This window comes from Maribacter sp. 1_MG-2023 (assembly GCF_030547005.1).
In the GTDB taxonomy this organism is placed as follows: domain Bacteria; phylum Bacteroidota; class Bacteroidia; order Flavobacteriales; family Flavobacteriaceae; genus Maribacter.
The window spans coordinates 16,308-37,731 of the sequence record NZ_JAUOPN010000018.1 but is presented as its reverse complement, the minus strand read 5'-3'; the positions used below and the strand labels follow the sequence as shown (position 1 = coordinate 37,731).

Below are 21,424 nucleotides of genomic sequence, written 5' to 3'. Positions count from 1 at the left end.
ATTTTAAGTAAATAATATATACAAATGAAGATAGCGAAAATCGAACCTTATATCATAGTTCACAAGCTAGACACTCCTTTCTATTTTTCTCAGTGGCAATATGATACCCGTAGAATTTGTATTGTAAAAGTTATTTTAGAAGATGGTACCTATGGTTGGGGAGAAGGCTATGGACCAGCAGGTGTTATTAAGGCAGGTATTGAATTTTTTACACCTTTTCTTCTAGGTAAAGACGCTTTAGGGCATGAAATATTATGGCAAGAAATGTACCGCCGTTCATTAGACTATGCCCGTAGTGGAAGCCTGCAAGCTGCGATTAGTGCAATAGATGTTGCACTATGGGATATTAAAGGAAAATTATTAGATCAGCCTGTTTCTGTACTATTGGGAGGGGTTAAAAATCCTGTAATACAGCCTTATGCAACCGGTTTATATTTTACAAGAGTAGAAAATCTTGAAGAAACATTGGTTGAAGAAGCACTACTATATAAAAGTCAAGGTTTTAAGGCGGTAAAGATGAAAGTAGGTCTTGGAGTTGAAGAAGATCTTAAATATATTTCTGCAATAAGAAAAGCTATTGGACCAGATATTAGGCTAATGATCGATTCTAATCATGCCTATAATTACCGTGAATCTTTAAAGCTTGCGCAACAAGTTGAAAAGTTTGATATTTCATGGTTTGAAGAGCCTGTTTCTCCAGAAGATTATGAAGGTTATAGAAGGTTGAGAGAGAATACATCAATTCCTATAGCTGGTGGTGAATGTGAATATCTAAAGTTTGGTTTTAAACGCTTGTTTGAGAATGAGTGCGTAGATATTGCCCAGCCAGATATTTGTGCTACCGGCGGACTAACCGAGGCTAAGCGCATAGCAACTTTAGCACAAACCTATAGTAAAGATGTTGTACCACATACTTGGGGTACTTGGATCGCCATTAGTGCAGCCGTACATTTTGTGGGTAATTTAGATATGAATCCTGGTAGAATGTACTGCGAATTACCAACGATGGAACTAGATCGTACCGAAAATGCCCTTAGAGATTTAGTTACAAAAAGCGATGTTAAAGTGGTAAATGGTTTAATAAATGTACCAAATTCACCAGGGTTAGGGGTAGATGTTGATGTTGACGCTTTAGAAAAATTTAAGGAGAAAGAAACAAATACAAATAATGAAAGCATTGAAATTCGGTCATAAAAAATTATATATAGACGGGCAATTAACTGAAGCTTCCAACGGAAAGACTTTTGAAGTGATATGCCCTGCAGATGAGAAGCCTACTGCTACCATTGCATGGGCAAGTATTGAAGATACGAATAGAGCCTTAGAATCTGCACAAAAAGGATTCGAGATATGGTCAGTAATGCCATTAGCGACCAGGTTACAGTGGATTGATAAATTAAGAAATAAAATAATAGAGAATAGCGATTTGCTACGTGAAAGTATCATGTATGAAATGGGTAAAACGTGGCAAGGTTCAGAAGAAGATCTTACCAGTATCACTAACTCATTAAAATACTATTCTGACGAAATTCAATTAAGAAAAGATATACCGATTGAAGATGAAGACGGTAGTCATGAACATCATATGGTATCTCAACCGTTAGGTGTAGCCGTTGCTTTTTTGGCATATAACTTTCCATTATTAAATCTAGGTTTTAAACTAGGACCGGCACTGGCATCAGGATCTAGTATCATATTGAAACCATCTGAATTTTCACCCTTATCGGCTTATATAATAGGTGAACTTTGTGCGGAAATAGATTTTCCAAGAGGTGTTGTCAATGTAATTTGTGGTGATTTAAAAGATGTGGGTATTCCATTATGTGAGAGTAAAATACCAAGGTTAATTACCATGATCGGCTCAACTGAAACGGCACAGAAACTTATAGTTCAAAGTGCACGAACATCTATCAAAAGATATAGTATGGAGTGTGGCGGTAATGCCCCTTTTATTGTAATGGATGATGCTAACTTAGAGTTGGCTATAAATCTCGGAGCTGCATTAAAAATTGGAAACACAGGTCAAATTTGTGTAGCGCCTAATCGCTTCTTCGTTCACGAATCACTTATCGATAAATTTACGGAAGGTTTGGCAACAAAGTTCAGTAGTGCTAAAATCGGATTCGGCCGTGAAAACGGTCCTGATATGGGACCATTGGCAAATGAAGGGTCGGTAAAAAAAGTACATGGAATAGTAAAAGAAGCAATAGACCAAGGCGGTGAACTTGTATATGGTGGCAATCCTCTTGATGGAAAAGGCTATTATTTTGAACCAACGGTTATCCGCATGAAAGATAATAATGCAGAAATACTTCAGCATGAAATTTTTGGTCCTGTGGCAATAATTGTTCCCTTTAAAACGAAAGAAGAGGTTATTGAATTGGCGAATAATACAGATGCCGGTTTAGCTTCTTATGTTTTTGCAGAAAATAAGGACACTTTAAACTTTTTTGCAGAAAAATTGGAATTTGGCGAGGTGCAACTTAATGGAGTTAAATATGATATTTATCTGCCTCATGGTGGTGTTAAAAATAGTGGTATAGGTGTAGATTGTTCTACATATGCATTAGATGATTATTTGATTAAAAAGAGAGTTTCACTGGCTTTGAACAAATGAAAATTCCTGATTATTTTATTAGTTGTGATTGGGGTACCTCTAACTTTAGGCTTAGGTTGGTAGAGACCGAAACGTTAAATGTTTTGGTCGAGCATAAAACCGATCAAGGTGTAAAAATTATTTACCAAAAATTCTTACAGCAAAATGAGATAGGCCGAACTCAGTTTTTTAAGAATTACCTCGAAAGTCAAATCAGTAATCTTGGTGAAAACAATAAGGCAGGGCTGGTAATAGCCGCTGGTATGGCTTCTTCCAATATTGGGATGCAGAATTTACCTTATGGTCAAATACCATTTAATACCCAAGGCGATGGTCTTCTTTGGCAAGTAATGTCTTTCAAAGAAAATTTAGCCATTTTATTGATTTCTGGGGTCAAAACAGAATCCGGTATGATGCGTGGCGAGGAAATACAGGCATTTGGTCTAGCTAAATACTTGGAGTCTTACCAATCTGGTATTCTCATATTACCAGGCACCCACAGTAAACATATCGATTATAAAAAAGGGGAGTTTAGCACTTTAAAAAGTTTCATGACAGGTGAAGTTTTTGAGTTGTTTTCTTGTAATAGTATTTTGTCGAATAGTGTAGAGAAATGTCATTGGATCAATAAAAGACATGATGCATTTAAACAGGGGTTAGAAATTGGTTTTAGTGGAGAGTTGAGCGCAAATCTTTTTTCTATAAGGGCTAGGCATATTCTCAACGATGCCAATAAAAAAGATAACTATTATTTATTGAGCGGTATGCTGATAGGAGATGAACTTTCTTATTTAAAAGGTACGAGGCAGACAATTTTTCTCGCGGCAACAGAACCTTTTTATAGTATGTACAAATTAGCTTTAGAAACCTTTCTAAAAGATACGCAAGTAATATGTTTTGGTGATAAAGTTTTGGAAAAAGCTCTGTTGATAGGGCAAAAAAAAATTATACAAATTCATGCAAAATAAAACAGCTTTTTCTTGGCAGAGATATAATAGTACTCCGATTGTGGGTATTGTTAGAGGTTTGGGTATAGATACGGTAAGGCAGATTGTTGACGCCTATATCAGTGCACATTATTACACTATAGAAATTACTATGAATACGCCTAGCGTAGCTGAAATAATAGCAGAGTTACGTTTAAATTACCCCGATTTAAATGTAGGTGCGGGTACGGTGTGTACTATGGCAGACTTAGATACCGCAATTGCAGCAGGAGCACAGTTTATAGTAACACCAATTATAGATGAAGCGGTTATAAAGAAATGCGTTGAAATGCAGATTCCAATTTTTCCAGGGGCATATACCCCAAGTGAAATATACAAGGCTTGGTCAATAGGGGCTTCTGCGGTAAAGGTATTTCCTGCCACACAACTAGGTCCGCAATATATAAAAGATGTGTTGGCACCCTTAAATCAAATCAAGCTAATGCCAACAGGTGGGGTATCTAAAGAAAATATCAACTCTTTTTTTGAAGCTGGCGTAGTGGGTGCTGGTATGGGGAGTTCTTTATTTAATAAGCAAATGATCAAGGATAATGATTTTGATGCATTGCAGAATCATTTTATAGCAATACGAAACGAAATCAAACTTTTTACAAAAAAAATAGCATTATGAATTATCAATTCAGTCATATTGGAATACCTACACAAGAAGAAAAAGACTGGGATGGTTATTATGAGCCCGGTAAAATACATTATACAGATTTCAATAATGATGAGTATGCAATAGAGTGGGTGAAATTCGATGCTGATAGCCCAATGCCAGAAATGATGCGCACTATACCTCACGTGGCTTATCTAGTCGATAATATAGAAGAAGCTTTGTTAGGTAGAGATATATTGGTAGAAACATTCTCTCCGGGTGATGGTGTTCGGGTGGCTTTCATCAAGCACAACGGTTCTCCTGTTGAATTTATGGAGATTTCAAAATAACTAAGACTACACTATCTACACTTTTTTTCTACCACTAATATTGATGATTGCCGCTAATATTTAATATTTAGCTTCTTCGTTTTTACTATTCTTTACAAATCACTTTTTTTTTAGACATGTGCTTAAAATGCGGATGTGATAATGTTATATTCGCAAAATTTACCCTTAAAATTTGGTAAGAAATCAAAAAGGTTAGAATAATGCTAGTACTAGGTAATTTTTTGGAGTTAAAACAGGGCTACTTCCGCTTCTTTTGTAAAAGAATTGTTAAAGATGGGTTAAGAGTATTCCGTATCAGACTCAAATTCAAACAAGTAAACACAATGAAATACTTAAACTAAACTTAAATAAACAACAGAAAGCTTTATGGAAAAATTGAAAAAAGCAATCGCTAAAAAAAACAACCCTAGGGGGGGTGGTTTTTATTTTAAAGAATTTCATAGAATGGGACTTTGTGCTTTTCTATGCGTATTTATGGGTATTACAAGTGTAATGGCCCAAGAAGTGGTAATCTCGGGTACTATTTCAGATGCTCAAGGTCCATTGCCAGGAGCAAGTGTCGTGGTAAAAGGTACTACAACTGGTGCTCAAACAGATTTTGATGGAAACTATTCCTTAACAGTTAACAATGGTGAGGTATTGGTTTTTTCTTATATCGGTTATGCCACACAGGAAATTCCGGTTGACGGACAGTCTCTAATTAATATAACTCTTGAAGAAGATGCCTCTAAATTAGACGAAGTTGTCGTTTTAGGATATACAACTAAGAAAAAAGGGGAAGTTACCGGTTCTGTAAGTACCATCAGTAGTGAGGCTATAGAACAGTCTTCAAGTAAAGATATTGCCAAGTCATTGGCGGGTAGGGCTTCTGGTTTAATCATAAGTGACCGTGGAGGTGTACCTGGTGCCGGAAATGGTGCTGGCGGCAATACGGATGATGATGCCACTACAATCTTGATTAGGGGAAAGTCAACTCTTGGCAATAACAGTCCATTAATACTTATAGATGGTGTTCCTTCAGGTTCATTCTCACAATTGGCGCCACAAGATATTGCATCGCTTACCATTCTTAAAGATGGTTCGGCGGCAATTTATGGATCACGAGCAGCAAATGGGGTTATTTTGGTAACCACTAAAAGAGGTAAGAGCGGTAAACCAAAAATTAATTTCTCTAACGCTTACAATATCTCATCTTTTACTAGACGGCCAGAATTGATGAATGTCAATCAATTCGCTATATATGAGAATGAAATAAATGAAAGGGTTAATGGTGCTGATGCTGATCCAGTGTTTAGTCCTGAGCAAATTGCAGGTTTTCCTAACACCAATTGGGCTGATGAAGTATTGGCAAAAAGCGCGCCAGAATCTAGAACTTCCCTTTCTGTATCAGGGGGTACCGATAAAGCTAAATATTTTGTAAGTGGTGATTTTATTGACCAAAAGGGTTTGTACAGTTCAGGTGCTTTAGGTTTCAAGCAATACCAGCTACGTTCTAACATTGATGTCAATTTAACTGACAGCTTTAAATTAGGCGTTGATTTGTCTACACGTTTTGGCAAAACGACCGCGCCAGGTGTAGATGCCAATAATATCTATAAATTAATTTATGGTTTGCCACCAAACGAAATAGCTAGATTCCCAAATGGATTGCCAGCACGTGGTGGTGATGAAGGTAACCCTATTTTGACATCTAGTAATGACTCTGGTTTTGAAGATAACTTTACGAACACGACAACGGGTCGTTTTACCGTAGATTGGAACTTAGATAAGGTTTTAAAAGGCTTAAGTATAAAAGGATTTACAGGGTTCAGAAAAATAGAAAATAATTCAAAATCTTGGTATTCGCCATGGACATTTTATGCACAATTGGATGATGGAACTTATGAGCCAAGAATTGGATCTAACCAGCAAGGAACAGAACGTATCTTGACCGAAAGTTTTAACAAATTTGATGAGCAAATTTATAATGCACGTTTACATTATGATCATACTTTTGGCGACCACTCCATAAGCACCTTTGTGGGAATGGAAAGATTGACGAACGATTCAAATAACTTCTTTGCAACAAAAGTAGGTGGATTTCCTGATGCTAGTAGAGGAGAATTGTTTCAGGGTAACAATGATGATAGACAGTCATCTGGAGGAACTAGCTCCGAATTCAAAAGGCAAGATTTCTTTGGATCCTTATCGTATGATTTTAAGAAAAAATATTTTGTAGACTTTACAATGCGTTATGATGGGTCCAGTAGATTTGGAGAAGGTAATCGTTATGGGACATTCCCTAGCGTTGCAGCCTCTTGGGCAATAGACAAAGAGGGTTTCTTAGAGAATGTTAGTTGGATAGACGGTTTAAAACTTAGGGCTTCTTGGTCAGAAATGGGTAACGATCGTATTGGCGCTAACCAATTTCTTTCCTTATTTGATCTTGGAACAAATACAGGAAACGCAAACAACCCATTGGGCACAAGATTTCCAAATTATTATGTTTTAGGAGCGGGTGGTGAAAGTTTTTTCAACACCTATAATCTTGCTAGATTAGCAAATACCGATGTAACTTGGGAAACTGCTCAGTTATGGAACATTGGTTTGAACTTTACGTTTTTCGAAAACAGATTATCTGGTGATGTCAACTACTACGAACAAGATAGGTCAGATATTTTAGTGAACAGATCAGGGGCAATTCCTGGATTTATAGGATTGCAAAACAGTCAAATTCCAGCTGAAAATATTGGTGAAACTAGAAGTTGGGGTTACGAATTTGAATTGGCATGGAACGACCAGGTAAGCGATAATTTCTCTTATAACTTAGGAATGAACTTTACCAAAGCTCGTAACGAAGTAATTTCACTACCAGAAGGCGATAATATATTAGACTCTCAAAAGCAAAGCGGAAAACCAATAGATTCATATTTAGTTTTTCCAACTGATGGAATTTTTAGAGATCAAGCCCAAGTAGATGCCACTGAAATAAAAAGGGACGGTACTGTAGAAGGAGAGCCTATTTATTTGGATATAAATGATGATGGTGTAGCCGATGCAAATGACTTTATTAGAACATCAACATCTAATATACCACAAGTTCAATATGGTATTTTTGGAGGCATCAATTATAAAGCCTTTGGTCTAAATTTCTTGTTCCAAGGTCAAGCCGATGCAGAGACTTTGGTATTCTTTGATCAATCAGGAGCCAAACCAGAATTCGTATTTAACGAAAGATGGACGCCAAACAATAGAAATTCTATCTATCCAAGAGCCTTTGCACAGGGTGATCCCTACAGCGGAGGGCAAATCGATGGTATCGAGGGCTTTGCTGATATTTATTATTTTGACGCCTCTTTTGTGCGCCTTAAAGAAGTTGAATTGTCATATACCCTTAAAAGGGAGGTTATCAAATTTGCTGATGTTCGCTTATTTGCAAGGGGGTATAACCTCGCTACTTTCTTCTCTGATATTTGGGATTTAGGTCTTGACCCAGAAGCTACGGGTTATAATAATTTTAGAGGAGCACGATATACTCCGTTAAAGACATATTCTATAGGTGTTAATTTTAGTTTCTAAAAAAAATAATCATGAAAAATTATAAATCAATTAAAAGATATAGTGCGATAGTACTAACATTCATTCTCTTTACACTGGGGGCTTGTGAAGATAGTCTAGAAATAGACGTAAGAGATTCTTTTGCCAGTGATTTGGTATTAAGTACTCCCGAGCAAGTTGAATTATTACTATTCACTACATATAACAGTACGGAATCATTTGGGGCTGGAAGTCAATTTTGGGCCCGATACATGAATGTGGAGATAGCCTCTTTTGAAGCTAGAATGAATTTTAACGCGGCTACGCAAGCACAAGATCGTTTCAATGTAGTTAGAGGGTGGACTTCTGCTAATGTAGGTCAGTTGGGTCAAAAGTGGCAAGATCTTTGGACCTATGTAAGGCAAGCCAATGTATTTTTGGAATTGGTTGAAGAAAGTGAGGCACAACAAAATAATCCTGATGAAATTGAAGCACTTAAGGCAGAAATGCGATTTTTGAGAGCCAACCAGTATTCAAAATTATTAAAATTCTATGGCGGTGTACCATTATTGACTTCTGCTGCCACACTAGATGATGATTTCAATATACCACGTAACAGCTATCAAGAGGTTGTAGAATTTATAGTAAGTGAAATCGATGAAATTGTACCGCTTTTACCTTTGACTAGAGATAGTGGAGAATTTGGTAGAGCTACAAGATTAGCTGCCTTGGCTCTTAAATCTAGGACATTATTATATGCGGCAAGTGATTTGCACGACCCGGCTATGGCACCGCAATCATCTAATCTAGAGTTGTATACATATGATAAGCCAAATAAATGGCAAGATGCTGCAGATGCTGCCGCAGCCGTTATTGATTTGGTAGGGGATCGAGATTTGATAAGTACACCAAATGCAAAAGCTTACCAAGAACTATTTTTATCAGCAAATCAAGATATTTTGTTCGCAAGACCTTTTGGTGGAAGTGTTTTCGGATTTGGTACCGATGTTACGACACAGCCGGACAATGCGCAGTCACCTAGAGGTTTTGATGGATGGAGTCTTTCTACACCATTGCACAACCACACTTTAATTTATAATATGGACGATGGTAACACTACCGATAGTCCTTCTTATGATACTTCAAACCCGTATGAGAACCGTGAAATGCGTTTTTATGCCAATATCAATTATCAAGGGGCAATTTTTAGAGGAAGATCTATTGATTACTCTATTTCTGTAGATAACACGGTTGTCCCAGATGGTTTGGACTCTTTTTCACAAGACCAACAAACTTTAGGAAACTTTAGACATGGGTCTACAACTGGTTATGCAATGCGTAAATTCCAAAATGAGGCACTAGGTACAAATGTAAAACAAGCCAGCCCAGGAAGGCCATACATCATTTATCGACTTGCAGAAATTTATTTGAATTATGCGGAGGCTTCATTTAGAGCTGGTGATGAAGAAACGGCAAGAAGATATGTAAGTAGAGTTTCAGAAAGAGCGTTACAACCGGCTATTATAGCTAGTGGACCAGAACTTTTAGAGGCTATAAAAAGAGAACGACGAGTAGAACTTGCCTTTGAAGGCCATAACTTCTTTGACGAACGACGTTGGTTAAATGAGGATAATCTTGGTTTTGATGTACAAGGTATGCGCTGGACAAAAGATCTTGCTGAAAATGTTTCTTTTGAAGAATTTGCAATTGAAACAAGACCATTTGATCAAAAACAGTACTACTTACCAGTACCTCAATCAGAAATAAATAGAACTGAGGCACTTATTCAAAATGTGGGGTACTAATTAGTTGTTACTTATTTAATTTGAATACAGTAAAAAGCCGGGGCATGTCTCCGGCTTTCCTTTACTGAAGTATTTTGGACTCTAAAAAAGAATTGTAATGAAAAAAATAATATTTGTAACAGTTTGTCTTATGTCTTTGTTTTGTTCGGCACAAGAAAAGCCTAATATCGTGCTCTTATTTTCTGATGATGCAGGTTATGCAGATTTTGGTTTTCATGGAAGCAAAATAATGAAGACCCCTAATCTAGATAAACTAGCAAGCCAAGGTGTGCGATTTACCCAAGCGTATGTTTCTGATCCTACATGTGGTCCTTCAAGGGCAGGGTTGATTACAGGTAAATATCAACAGAGATTTGGTTTCGAAGAGAATAATGTACCTGGTTATATGAGTGCTGTATCTGCAGCTGATGACCGTGAAATGGGTGTGCCAGTAGAAGAAGTAACTATTGCAGACTACTTAAAAAAGCAAGGGTATGCCACTTCATTTTATGGAAAATGGCACTTAGGTGGCGATGACCGTTTTCACCCAACAAAACGCGGTTTCGATGAGTTTTATGGTTTTAGAGGTGGCGCAAGAAGTTATTTTCCATATTCAGATGCACCTGCAAGTGAAATGGATTTAATGGAACGCGGCTTTGGTAATTTTGTAGAACCAGAAAAATATTTGACAGATGCCTTGGCAAAAGAATCTGTAGATTTTATAGAAAGAAATGTAAAAGCATCAAAACCATTTTTTACCATACTATCATTTAATGCAGTTCATACCCCTATGGATGCAACCGAAGATGATTTAAAACAATTTCCTGGTTTAGAAGGTAAACGAAAGACAGTTGCCGCCATGACTTTGGCACTAGATCGTGCTTGTGGTAAAGTTTTAGATAAGCTAAAGGACTTAGGTATAGAAGATAATACCATTGTAATATTCACGAATGACAATGGCGGACCTACAGATAAAAATGCAGGAGTAAATTATCCGTTAAGTGGCACTAAATCAAGTCATTTAGAAGGAGGTATACGTGTGCCGTTTTTAATGAAGTGGCCAGGTAAGGTGAAACCGAATACGGTATATGACTACCCAATAAGTACATTAGATCTGCTACCTACATTTTATGCTGTAGCAGGCGGTAATGAAAAAGAACTAAAAGATATTGATGGTGTAAACCTTATACCTTACATCAATGGTATAGATAAAAATAGACCACATGAAACGCTCTTTTGGAAAAAAGATGCAAGGGGTGTTATACGTAAAGGAGATTGGAAACTTATAAGATATCCAGATAGGCCTGCAGAACTTTATAATATACCTGCAGATATTTCAGAAACTAATAATGTGGTAGCAGACCATCCTGAAATGGTAAAGGAACTTTTTAAAGAGCTTTTCTCTTGGGAACTTACGCTTGAAAGACCTCGATGGATGCTTAAGAAGTCTTTTGAAAAAGTCGATATAGATCGTATGGATCAGTACAGAGATCAATCAAAGTATTTAAACGGAGAACCTAACAAATAGAAATCAAATCTTATGACCAAGAAACGATATAATATGCTTGCCTTGATTTTTGGTAGTGTGGTTATCAATTATTTGGACAGGACGAATATATCAGTTGCCGCCCCGGCTATAAAAGAAGCTTTAGATCTTTCATCGGTACAATTGGGGTTAATATTTTCCGCTTTTGGGTGGACTTACGTTGCGCTTCAAATACCAGGTGGTATCGTTGTTGACAAAATCGGTGCTAGATTGTTATATGGTCTAATGCTTTTCTTTTGGTCAATATCTACCCTGTTACAAGGTTTTGTCAATTCATTTATAGTCTTGTTGGGTTTACGTGCAAGTATTGGAATATTTGAAGCACCGGCATATCCCGCAAATAATGCTATCGTTACAAAGTGGTTTCCTGAAAATGAAAGGGCTTCTGCTATAGCTATTTATACTTCGGGGCAATTTATTGGTTTGGCTTTTTTGTTTCCTGTTCTTACCGTAATTCAAGATCAATTGGGGTGGCGAGGCTTATTTATTGTATCAGGTATTATAGGTGTACTTTGGGCTATTGTTTGGTATGCTTTTTATCGTGATCCAGATAATCATAAATCGGTAAGTGCCGAAGAATTAGCGCATATAAGAGAAGGCGGTGGTTTGGTGAAGGCAAGTAATTCATCTGCTGAAAAAACCAAGTTTAGCTGGTCAGATTTAGCGCAAGCTTTTAAACACAGAAAATTGTGGGGAGTATATCTTGGTCAATTTTGTGTAGGATCTGTTTCTATATTTTTCTTGACATGGTTTCCAACTTACTTAGTAGAATATCGAGGATTAGATTTTATAAAATCTGGCTTCTTGGCATCAGTACCTTTCCTTGCAGCATTCGCAGGAGTGTTACTTTCTGGTTTCACATCAGATTATTTAATCAAAAAAGGAAAATCTATAGAGTTTGCGAGAAAGACACCGGTATTGTGTGGGTTATTATTATCGGTAACGATCATAGGTGCCAATTTTACTGATGATACTTTTTATGTCATTTTGTTTATGACCTTGGCTTTTTTTGGTAATGGTTTGGCATCGATAACATGGGTGTTTGTGTCACTAATGGCACCTAAGCATTTAATTGGATTAGTAGGCGGAGTGTTTAATTTAATAGGAGGACTATCGGCGGTAATTGTTCCTGTAGTAATAGGAATTTTGGTAAAGGATGGGGATTTTAGTCCCGCACTATATTTTATAGGTGCAATAACACTTCTTGGTTTTTTATCCTTTTTGTTGGTTGTTGGCAAAGTAAAACGAATTGAAGTAGCAGAACCCATAACATAAGAATTATATATGAAGATTACGGCAGTAAAAACATTTCCTATCAATATTGGTTTTGGTAGTCAATTGATTATTAAAATTGAAACCGACTCTGGTATTTATGGTTGGGGAGCATCAGGTCTTTCTGGTAGAGAGTTAGCGGTTATGGGTGCAATAGACCACTTTAGACCTAATATACTAGGTAAGGATCCACACCAAATTGGAGCCATTTGGCAAGATTTGTATAGAGGTCAATATTTTGAAGGAGGTCGCGTATTAACTGCTGCTATTTCTGCAATTGATATTGCCTTATATGATATTAAAGGTAAATCTTTAGGTGTGCCTGTCTATGAATTATTGGGTGGCAAGCAAAGAAACCATGTAGACTGTTTTGCATCATTACGGTTTACAACAGAAGAAGAATTGATTAGTAGAGCTCAGGTTTTAATTAAAGAGGGGTGGAATGTGTTACGCTTGGCACCTGCGGAATATGAAGAGAATAGCAAGGCTATTTTTGAACCTCGAGAATCAATTGCTACAGTATCTAAATGGGTTACTAAATTAAGAGAGGTAATAGGGCCTGACCCCGTTGTAGGTATCGATTATCACCATCGTCTTTCAGCGGCCGAGACGTTTTCATTTCTCTCAAAAATGCCACATGGAACTTTAGATTTTATTGAAGAGCCTATTAGAGATGAAACGCCAGAAGCATATGAAAGTCTTCGTAAAATGATAGATATACCATTTGCTATAGGAGAAGAATTTGCAAGTAAATGGCAGTTTTTACCATATATAGAAAGAGGTATTACACAATTTGCAAGGGTAGATGTATGCAATGTGGGCGGTATTACCGAAGCAATGAAAGTTGCTGCTATGGCAGAAGCTCATTATATAGATTTAATGCCGCACAACCCGTTAGGTCCGATCTGTACGGCGGCTTCTATTCACTTGGCAGCAGCATGCCCCAATGTAGCATGGTTAGAGGAAATTAATACACCTGCAGAACAATTAGGTACCAATGCTGCTGAATTTTATCCGACACAACCCAAATTAGATGGTGCTAAATATATTATACCAAATGTGCCAGGTTTGGGTGTTGAGTTTAATGAAGAATTAGCCTTATCGAAAAAATTTATTCCAGTAGAGACGCCTCGCTTAAAAAAGAGAGACGGATCCTATACAAATTGGTAAAAAAAATAGAATTATGAGTACGCACCTAAAGATTAGATTGTCAAGAATATTGTTAACTGTAACATTTATTTCTGCCTGTTCAATTTTGCAATCACAAGATCGCCCTAATGTTATTATTATGATGAGCGATGATCAAGGTTATGGTGATATTGGATCTCACGGTAACCCGTTTTTGAAAACCCCTAATATGGAATCTATTGGAGAACAGGGTGTAGAGATGACCCATTTTTTTGCGTACCCAAATTGTTCTGCATCTCGTGCAGCAGTTTTAACAGGTCGATACCCATATAGAACTGGGGTAACCGCAGTAACTCAGGTAGATCATTTTATGAATACATCTGAAGAAACATTAGCGGAAATACTTGAGGATAACGGATACAGAACGGGCATTTTCGGAAAATGGCACTTAGGCGATAATGCACCAATGAGACCAACAGATCAAGGTTTTCAAGAAGCACTGGTACATAAAGGTGGCGGAATAGGACAGGCGGCAGGTCCTGCAGGGAATACCTATTTTGACCCTATTCTAGAGCATAATAACGTATCAAAAAAGTATGAGGGATATTGTGATGATATTTTTACTGAAGCCGCTATAGATTTCATAAGTCAAAAAAATAAAAAACCTTTTTTAGCTTATTTAGCGACCAATCTTCCTCATTTTCCATTACAAGTTCCTGATGAACGTGCTGAACCTTATCGTAAAAAGGGTTTGCATGAAGACAATGCCTTAACGTATGGCATGATCGATAATATAGATTATAATGTTGGTCGTGTATTAGAAAAATTAAAAGAATTAGGTATTGAAGAAAACACGATCGTTATTTTTCTATCTGACAACGGTCCAAGAAATAGAAGGACTAAAAATGATGTATACCCTGGCCGTTGGACGGCTAATTTAAGAGGGACTAAAACAAGTGTATATGAATGTGGAATAAGGGTGCCGTTTTTTGTAAGGTGGCCAGGTAAAATAAAACCGAATCAAACTTCAAAAACTATGGGTACGGTTATCGACATTTTACCCACCATATTGGATGCTTGTAATGTACAGGCACCAGAAAATATTAAAATAGATGGTAAATCTCTTTTGCCATTATGGAAAGGTGAAACAGATGTTTTTGAAAACAGCTTGTTTTTTACCCAAATGCATTATGGTCCTACACCTTTTAAATACATGCATTTTGCAGTACGGGCGCAAAAATATAAATTGATCAGTCCGCATGATTTTCCGCATGGTATTTTATATCAACCTAAAGATGAAGAGTTACAAGAGGTACTTTCAAATTTAGAGCTCTACGATGTTGAAGAAGATCCAAGTGAACGAATAGATCTTGCAGCAAAACACCCTGAAATGGTAGAGCAGCTATTGGCTGAATATGAAAATTGGTTCGATGAGGTTACTGAAGAACGAGACGCTAAAGGCATTCAAAGAATATATTTAGGTACCGCGCAACAACCAGAAGTAAACCTTTCAAGATTCGATTGGGGCGGACCACGAGTAATTTCAAAAAATGAGTTGGGGCATTGGCGGGTAACTACAGAATTAGGGATGTATACTGTAAGTTTAGATTTGCCAGAAGTGAATGACGATGGTGTTGCCCACTTAAAATATAACGACCTTCATCTTGAACAACCCATTCGTAAAGGTCAGAAAAATGTAGTATTTAACGATGTTTCATTACCAAAAGGAGAAGGTAATTTTCATGCCTATTTTAAAATTGGTAGGTTGGCAACAGGACCGCTTTTTGTGGATGTAAAACGAATTAATACTAAGTAGTAATAAGATATAAAACCACTAATTAAAAATAAATGGGAGCAAAGAAGAATAGAGCATTTACCTATGCTATAATAGTTGCAATTGGCGGCTTTATTTTTGGATTAGATGCTGCGTTGATATCAGGAACTGTAAATTTTATTTCTCAAGAATTCGGTTTAACAGATTTACAACTAGGTACAGCTGTAAGTGCACCCGCGCTTGGGGTTTTATTGGCATTGCCTTTTGCAGGGTATGCTTGTAATCAATTTGGTCGTAAAAAAACCTTACAGATTGTTGCTATACTTTACCTCTTTTCTGCAATAACTTCTGCCTTGGCACCAAACTATTGGACTTTGGTTATTGCTCGTTTTATAGGCGGTTTGGCTTTTAGTTCAATCTCATTGGCGTCAATGTATATTGGTGAAATAGCACCTCCAAAATTACGTGGCAAACTAGTATCAACGACTCAAATTAATATAGTGGTAGGTTTATCGACGGCATATTTTATTAATTATTTAATTCTGCAAGCTATTGGGTCTGGTGCAGAATGGACAATAAGTTGGGGAGTTAATGAAAATACATGGCGGTGGATGCTGGCTTCTGAAATATTACCTGCCTTAGTATGGTTGGTGCTGTTATTTTTTATACCAGAAAGTCCTGCTTGGTTGGTGTATAAAAATAGAATCGCTGATGCTAAAAGAACCTTGTCAAAAATTATTCCTTCTAATGAAATTGACCAACATATTCAAGAGACTCAAAAGAGTTTGGATAAGGGAGATGAAAATCGTTCAATGGTGGCTCAGTTTAAGGAGATTTTCAGTAAACCAATGCGCAATATTTTGATCATAGCTACAACGATAGCCATTGTGCAACAATCTACTGGAATAAATGCTATTTTGTTTTATGCACCTACAGTTTTTGAACAATTAGGTTTAGGAACAGATACTGCCTTTGCCCAAGCTATTTGGATTGGACTGACCAGTGTTATATTTACTGTACTTGCTATTTTATTGATTGATAGGATTGGGCGTAAACCAATGATTATTTTTGGCATGGTCTGGATCATCATTAGTTTAGGTATGTGTTCTTACGGATTTAAAAGTGCCCGCTATACCATTACACAAGATGCTATTTCTCAAATGTCGGATATGGAAGGTGTTGACAAACTTAATGTGCTTGTTGGTAAAGAATTTGGTAGCGATACTGAATTTAAAAACGCATTAAAAGAAGTTCTAGGTGAAGAGGGTGCGCGTAATAATAGCAGCTTACTCTTAGAAAAAGCGGCAGATTTAAACGCGACCTTAATTCTAATTGGTCTGTTAAGTTTTATTGCGGCATTCCATTTTTCTGTCGGACCAATTATGTGGGTCTTGTTTTCTGAGATATTCCCAATTTCTATACGTGGTATTGCCATACCTTTTTTCACCATCATTACAAGTTTAACCAACTATGTAGTACAACAGTTTTTTCCGTGGCAATTAGCCACAATGGGTGGTAGTGCTATTTTTCTTTTTTATGCAGCTACTGTTGCCATAGGTATGGTAATAATATGGAGGTACTTAAAAGAAACCAAGAATATGAGTATTGAAGAAATACAATTGGCACTTCTAAAAAAATAAAATTAATATCGTAATTAAACATATCCTTTGAAAATGAGCATTTCTAAAATAGATCAGAAACTAGCCGCAAATTTGACTTTTAATACAAATAGTAAATTGAAAAGTATTGGCATCGGAGATTGTAATTGGACAGGAGGTTTTTGGGCCGATAAGTTCAAAACTGCAGAGAAAATTATGGTACCCTATATGGGAGACCTACTATGTGGTGATGTTGGTCATGCCTTAAACAATTTTAAAATTGCCGCTGGTCTTAAAGAAGGTGAGCATAAAGGGATGTTTTGGCATGATGGTGATTTTTATAAATTCATTGAGGCAAAAACATATATCTATGCGTATACCAAGAATGCCGGCATACTTTCTGAAATAGATGAATATATCTCCATTATCTCACAAGCTCAAGAAGAAGATGGTTATCTGCAAACACAAATACAACTTCGTAAAGACGCTGATCGTTACGAAAACAGAAAATATCATGAGATGTATAATACTGGGCATTTGTTAATAAGTGCTTGTATTCATCATAACGTTACCGGGCAAAATAATTTTCTGAATATCGCCATAAAACATGCCGATTTACTGCATACCATATTCATGCCCGAAACGAAACATTTTGGACGATTTGGATTTAACCAAACTCAAATTATGGGCTTGGTAGAGTTATATAGAACAGTTGGCGATGCGAAGTATTTGAGGTTAGCAGAAAAATTCATAAATAACCGTGGCAAGTATGAGGTAAAACATGATTCTACCACAATAGGGTATCCTATAGGTGATATGGTTCAAGAGCGTACTCCTTTGCGCGAATCTAAAGAAGCTGTCGGTCATGCCGTATTGGCTTTATATTATTATGCCGGTGCTGCAGATGTATATTCTGAAACTGGGGAGCAGGCATTACTAAATGCGTTAGACCTACTTTGGGATAATGTTACCCAAAAGAAAATGTACGTAACCGGTGCAGTTGGTCAGGCGCATTACGGCGCTTCTACCAATTTAGATATGATTGAAGAGGGATTTATAGATGCATACATGATGCCTAATATGACCGCTTACAACGAGACTTGTGCCAATTTATGTAATGCCATGTTCAGTTATCGCATGTTCGGTATTCATGGAGAATCTAAATATATGGATATCATAGAGCTGGTACTTTATAATAGTGGGCTATCTGGTATAAGTGTAGAAGGTAAAGAGTATTTCTATGCCAATCCGTTACGAATGGTCAATAATACGCGAGATTATGAAGCCCATGAAAATGTAACAGAAACACCTAATAGAGAGCCTTATTTAGAATGCTTTTGTTGTCCTCCAAATTTGGTTAGGACTATATCAAAAGTTTCAGGGTGGGCATATAGTGTGTCTGATAACGGGGTTTCTGTAAATCTTTATGGATCAAATCACTTAAAAACAAATCTATCTGACGGTACTGCTATAGCACTTTCCCAAGAAACTGATTATCCTTGGAAAGGTCGTATCAAAATCACCGTTGAGGAATGTAAAACCGAATCATTTGAAATTGCATTTCGAATACCAGGTTGGGCAAAATCTGCTACATTACAAATTAATGGAGAGCCCACTTCAATACAAATAAACCCAGGGACCTTTGCTAAAATTAATAGGGTTTGGAAAATGGGTGACGTTGTTCTTTTAGATATTCCAATGGAAATTAATCTAGTGGAAGGGCATCCTAGAATCGAGGAAGTTCGTAATCAAGTAGCTATAAAGCGTGGTCCTATTGTCTATTGCATAGAGTCTCCAGATTTGCCAGAAAATACAGAGGTGCTTAATGTGTATTTTAATGGAAACACCGAACTTAAAGAGGAATTTCAGCCTAATTTTTTAGGCGGAGTATCTGTTGTGAAAGGTGAAATTTTAATACGGAAAGACAAATCTGAAGGTATGTATCATACGTTTACTAAGCCAGAATGGGAGTCCTACAAGAATAAGTTTGTTCCTTATTTTGCTTGGAGTAACAGGGGGCAAGCAGAAATGACGGTGTTTATGCCTGTTGTTTGGGAGTAAACTTTATTGGTGGAAAAGTAATTCTGAAGATTAAATAAAGGGTAATATAGTGTAGGTCTTAGTTAATAATTACATCACCCTTTATACTGAATTTACGTTACTTGTAATCCTTATTTCAACACTCAATAAAATGAAAAAAATAACTTTACTCAGCTTATGTCTATTTGCCTTATTCTTCTCTTGTAAAGAAAATAAAGAAACGGCATCAACAGATATAAATCAAAATAAGAAAGTTTTAGCACTTGATAAAAACGGTGGTATAGTAAACAATACAAATAGTCCGCATGTTAAACTTAAAAGCATTGACATAGGCGATTGTCGCTGGACCGAAGGTTTTTGGGCAGATAAATGGAAAATTGCCGAAGAGGTTATGATTCCGCATATGGGAGAAATCTTAAAAGGTGATGTGGGTCATGGATATAATAACTTTAAAATTGCGGCAGGGCTAAAAGAAGGAGAACATAAAGGGTTTTGGTGGCATGATGGGGATTTTTATAAATGGATGGAAGCCAATTTGTACTTGTACGGTGTAAACAAGAATGAAGCAATAGCAAATGAACTTGATGAAATCATTGAGGTTATTGGTAAGGCACAACAAGAAGATGGTTATTTGTCAACCCCTATTATAATTAATGATACCATTGATCCTTTTACCAATAGAAGGTATCATGAGTTGTATAATAGTGGGCATTTATTGACTGCGGCTTGTATTCATAATCGTGTTACAGGTAAAACTAACTTTTTAGATATCGCAATTAAACATGCAGATTATTTATACGAGTTATTCGTGCCAATACAAGATTCATTGAAAAGATTCGGTTTTAATCAAACTCAAATAATGGGTTTGGTAGAGCTTTATCGTACTACAAAAGATGAGCGCTATTTAGAACTTGCAGAACAGTTTATTAACCTTAGGGGAACGTTTGATATTGTTGAAGATTCAACGACAAAGGGTTATCCTATTGGTGATATGGTTCAAGAAAGAGTTCCGTTAAGAGAAGAGACAGAAGCAGTAGGTCATGCGGTTTTAGCACTTTATTATTATGCCGGTGCCGCAGATGTTTATGCTGAAACAGGCGAGAAAGAGTTAATGGATGCTTTGAACAGACTTTGGGATAATGTAACGAACAAAAAAATGTACGTTACCGGTGCAATAGGACAAACACATTACGGTAGATCGTCTCGATTAGATAAAATTGAAGAAGGCTTTATTGATGAATATATGATGCCTAATATGACCGCGTATAATGAAACATGTGCCAACATTTGTAATTCAATGTTCAACTATAGAATGTTGACGTTGAGCGGAGATTCTAAGCATGGCGATATTATGGAGTTGGTTTTGCATAACAGCGGACTTTCAGGTATTAGTCTTGAAGGTAAAGATTATTATTACTCCAACCCTTTACGTAAAGTTGATGGCGCTTTGGATTATGATAAAATGAATGTTGAGTTTCCTGAGCGTCAACCTTATCTAAAATGTTTTTGCTGTCCGCCAAATTTAGTGCGTACCATAGCAAAATCTCCAGGTTGGGCGTACAGTAAATCAGAAAATGGTATTGCCGTAAACTTATATGGCGGTAATGAACTTGAAACAACCTTGTTAGATGGTTCGGCTATTAAACTGAATCAAAAAAGTAATTATCCTTGGGAAGGAGAAGTAAAGATTACAATAGAAGAAAGTAAGCCAGAGGCTTTTGAAATGTTATTAAGAATACCAGCTTGGGCAGAAGGTAGTACACTTAATGTTAATGGCAAAGCAATTGAAAATGTAGTAGCTGGCAGTTTTGCTAAAATAGAACGTGAGTGGAAAGCTGGCGATGTTATTACGTTAGATATGCCAATGGATGTGAAGTTTATAGAAGGGCATCCAAGAATAGAAGAGGTTCGTAACCAAGTTGCCGTTAAAAGAGGACCTGTGGTTTATTGTGTAGAATCTGCCGATTTACCAAAAGACACTAGCATATTTGATGTGTATGTTAAAGGTAGTAACGAATTGAAACCAACTTATAGACCAGATTACCTTGGTGGTATGGCTACCTTAGATGGTGAGTTTATGATCCGTAAAGACAAAGCCTTAGGAATGTATCAAGAGGTAGGTATGCCAAAATTTGACACTTATAAAACCCATTTAATTCCATACTACGCTTGGAGTAATCGAGGTGTTGGTGAAATGACGGTATTTATGCCTATGATTTGGAATTAATCAAAACTT

The 21,424-nt window shown here is 36.8% G+C and carries 14 protein-coding genes; all 14 read left to right on the top strand.

The window, feature by feature from the left end; translation table 11 throughout:
* The first annotated feature begins 24 nt into the window (after positions 1-24).
* The 14 genes from Q4500_RS16545 (at position 25) to Q4500_RS16480 (ending at position 21,415) form a co-directional block, all read left to right on the top strand.
* Entirely contained in the window at positions 25-1,194 is a 1,170-nt protein-coding gene (locus Q4500_RS16545; protein ID WP_303600703.1) for a mandelate racemase/muconate lactonizing enzyme family protein, read from the top strand.
* Positions 1,169-2,617, top strand: coding sequence for an aldehyde dehydrogenase family protein (locus Q4500_RS16540; protein WP_303600702.1), 1,449 nt, complete (start codon positions 1,169-1,171; stop codon positions 2,615-2,617). Before Q4500_RS16545 ends, Q4500_RS16540 begins: the two co-directional genes overlap by 26 nt.
* Positions 2,614-3,564: a 2-dehydro-3-deoxygalactonokinase gene (locus Q4500_RS16535; RefSeq protein WP_303600701.1), complete on the top strand. Its 951-nt coding sequence runs from the start codon at positions 2,614-2,616 to the stop codon at positions 3,562-3,564. The genes Q4500_RS16540 and Q4500_RS16535 overlap by 4 nt, the downstream gene beginning before the upstream one ends.
* On the top strand, positions 3,554-4,213 hold the full coding sequence (locus tag Q4500_RS16530) for a bifunctional 4-hydroxy-2-oxoglutarate aldolase/2-dehydro-3-deoxy-phosphogluconate aldolase (protein WP_303600700.1): 660 nt from the start codon (positions 3,554-3,556) through the stop codon (positions 4,211-4,213). Before Q4500_RS16535 ends, Q4500_RS16530 begins: the two co-directional genes overlap by 11 nt.
* On the top strand, positions 4,210-4,530 hold the full coding sequence (locus tag Q4500_RS16525; protein ID WP_303600699.1) for a hypothetical protein: 321 nt from the start codon (positions 4,210-4,212) through the stop codon (positions 4,528-4,530). The genes Q4500_RS16530 and Q4500_RS16525 overlap by 4 nt, the downstream gene beginning before the upstream one ends.
* A gap of 366 nt (positions 4,531-4,896) precedes the next feature.
* Positions 4,897-8,088 carry a TonB-dependent receptor gene (locus tag Q4500_RS16520; RefSeq protein ID WP_303600698.1) on the top strand — a complete coding sequence of 1,064 codons (3,192 nt, stop codon included), beginning with the start codon at positions 4,897-4,899 and terminating at the stop codon, positions 8,086-8,088.
* A gap of 11 nt (positions 8,089-8,099) precedes the next feature.
* Positions 8,100-9,851, top strand: coding sequence for a RagB/SusD family nutrient uptake outer membrane protein (locus tag Q4500_RS16515; RefSeq protein ID WP_303600697.1), 1,752 nt, complete (start codon positions 8,100-8,102; stop codon positions 9,849-9,851).
* Positions 9,852-9,948: 97 nt separating this feature from the next.
* Positions 9,949-11,358, top strand: a complete 1,410-nt coding sequence (locus Q4500_RS16510; RefSeq protein WP_303600696.1) for a sulfatase — start codon at positions 9,949-9,951, stop codon at positions 11,356-11,358.
* 12 nt (positions 11,359-11,370) lie between these two features.
* Complete coding sequence (locus Q4500_RS16505) at positions 11,371-12,651, top strand: MFS transporter (protein WP_303600695.1); 1,281 nt, start codon at positions 11,371-11,373, stop codon at positions 12,649-12,651.
* A 9-nt stretch (positions 12,652-12,660) separates the two neighbouring features.
* Positions 12,661-13,818 (top strand): mandelate racemase/muconate lactonizing enzyme family protein, encoded by a 1,158-nt coding sequence (locus tag Q4500_RS16500; RefSeq protein ID WP_303600694.1) that lies wholly within the window; start codon positions 12,661-12,663, stop codon positions 13,816-13,818.
* A gap of 13 nt (positions 13,819-13,831) precedes the next feature.
* Complete coding sequence (locus tag Q4500_RS16495; protein WP_303600693.1) at positions 13,832-15,592, top strand: arylsulfatase; 1,761 nt, start codon at positions 13,832-13,834, stop codon at positions 15,590-15,592.
* Between the two features lie 32 nt (positions 15,593-15,624).
* Positions 15,625-17,190 carry a sugar porter family MFS transporter gene (locus Q4500_RS16490; protein WP_303600692.1) on the top strand — a complete coding sequence of 522 codons (1,566 nt, stop codon included), beginning with the start codon at positions 15,625-15,627 and terminating at the stop codon, positions 17,188-17,190.
* Positions 17,191-17,223: 33 nt separating this feature from the next.
* Positions 17,224-19,209 (top strand): glycoside hydrolase family 127 protein, encoded by a 1,986-nt coding sequence (locus Q4500_RS16485; protein WP_303600691.1) that lies wholly within the window; start codon positions 17,224-17,226, stop codon positions 19,207-19,209.
* A 130-nt stretch (positions 19,210-19,339) separates the two neighbouring features.
* Positions 19,340-21,415: a glycoside hydrolase family 127 protein gene (locus Q4500_RS16480; RefSeq protein WP_303600690.1), complete on the top strand. Its 2,076-nt coding sequence runs from the start codon at positions 19,340-19,342 to the stop codon at positions 21,413-21,415.
* Positions 21,416-21,424: the final 9 nt, after the last annotated feature.

Excerpts from the sequence above, each read along its gene's own strand:
- Q4500_RS16545 (WP_303600703.1), top strand. The coding sequence starts at position 25 with ATGAAGATAGCGAAAATCGAACCTTATATCATAGTTCACAAGCTAGAC.
- Q4500_RS16540 (WP_303600702.1), top strand. The coding sequence starts at position 1,169 with ATGAAAGCATTGAAATTCGGTCATAAAAAATTATATATAGACGGGCAA.
- Q4500_RS16535 (WP_303600701.1), top strand. The coding sequence starts at position 2,614 with ATGAAAATTCCTGATTATTTTATTAGTTGTGATTGGGGTACCTCTAAC.
- Q4500_RS16530 (WP_303600700.1), top strand. The coding sequence starts at position 3,554 with ATGCAAAATAAAACAGCTTTTTCTTGGCAGAGATATAATAGTACTCCG.
- Q4500_RS16525 (WP_303600699.1), top strand. The coding sequence starts at position 4,210 with ATGAATTATCAATTCAGTCATATTGGAATACCTACACAAGAAGAAAAA.
- Q4500_RS16520 (WP_303600698.1), top strand. The coding sequence starts at position 4,897 with ATGGAAAAATTGAAAAAAGCAATCGCTAAAAAAAACAACCCTAGGGGG.
- Q4500_RS16515 (WP_303600697.1), top strand. The coding sequence starts at position 8,100 with ATGAAAAATTATAAATCAATTAAAAGATATAGTGCGATAGTACTAACA.
- Q4500_RS16510 (WP_303600696.1), top strand. The coding sequence starts at position 9,949 with ATGAAAAAAATAATATTTGTAACAGTTTGTCTTATGTCTTTGTTTTGT.
- Q4500_RS16505 (WP_303600695.1), top strand. The coding sequence starts at position 11,371 with ATGACCAAGAAACGATATAATATGCTTGCCTTGATTTTTGGTAGTGTG.
- Q4500_RS16500 (WP_303600694.1), top strand. The coding sequence starts at position 12,661 with ATGAAGATTACGGCAGTAAAAACATTTCCTATCAATATTGGTTTTGGT.
- Q4500_RS16495 (WP_303600693.1), top strand. The coding sequence starts at position 13,832 with ATGAGTACGCACCTAAAGATTAGATTGTCAAGAATATTGTTAACTGTA.
- Q4500_RS16490 (WP_303600692.1), top strand. The coding sequence starts at position 15,625 with ATGGGAGCAAAGAAGAATAGAGCATTTACCTATGCTATAATAGTTGCA.
- Q4500_RS16485 (WP_303600691.1), top strand. The coding sequence starts at position 17,224 with ATGAGCATTTCTAAAATAGATCAGAAACTAGCCGCAAATTTGACTTTT.
- Q4500_RS16480 (WP_303600690.1), top strand. The coding sequence starts at position 19,340 with ATGAAAAAAATAACTTTACTCAGCTTATGTCTATTTGCCTTATTCTTC.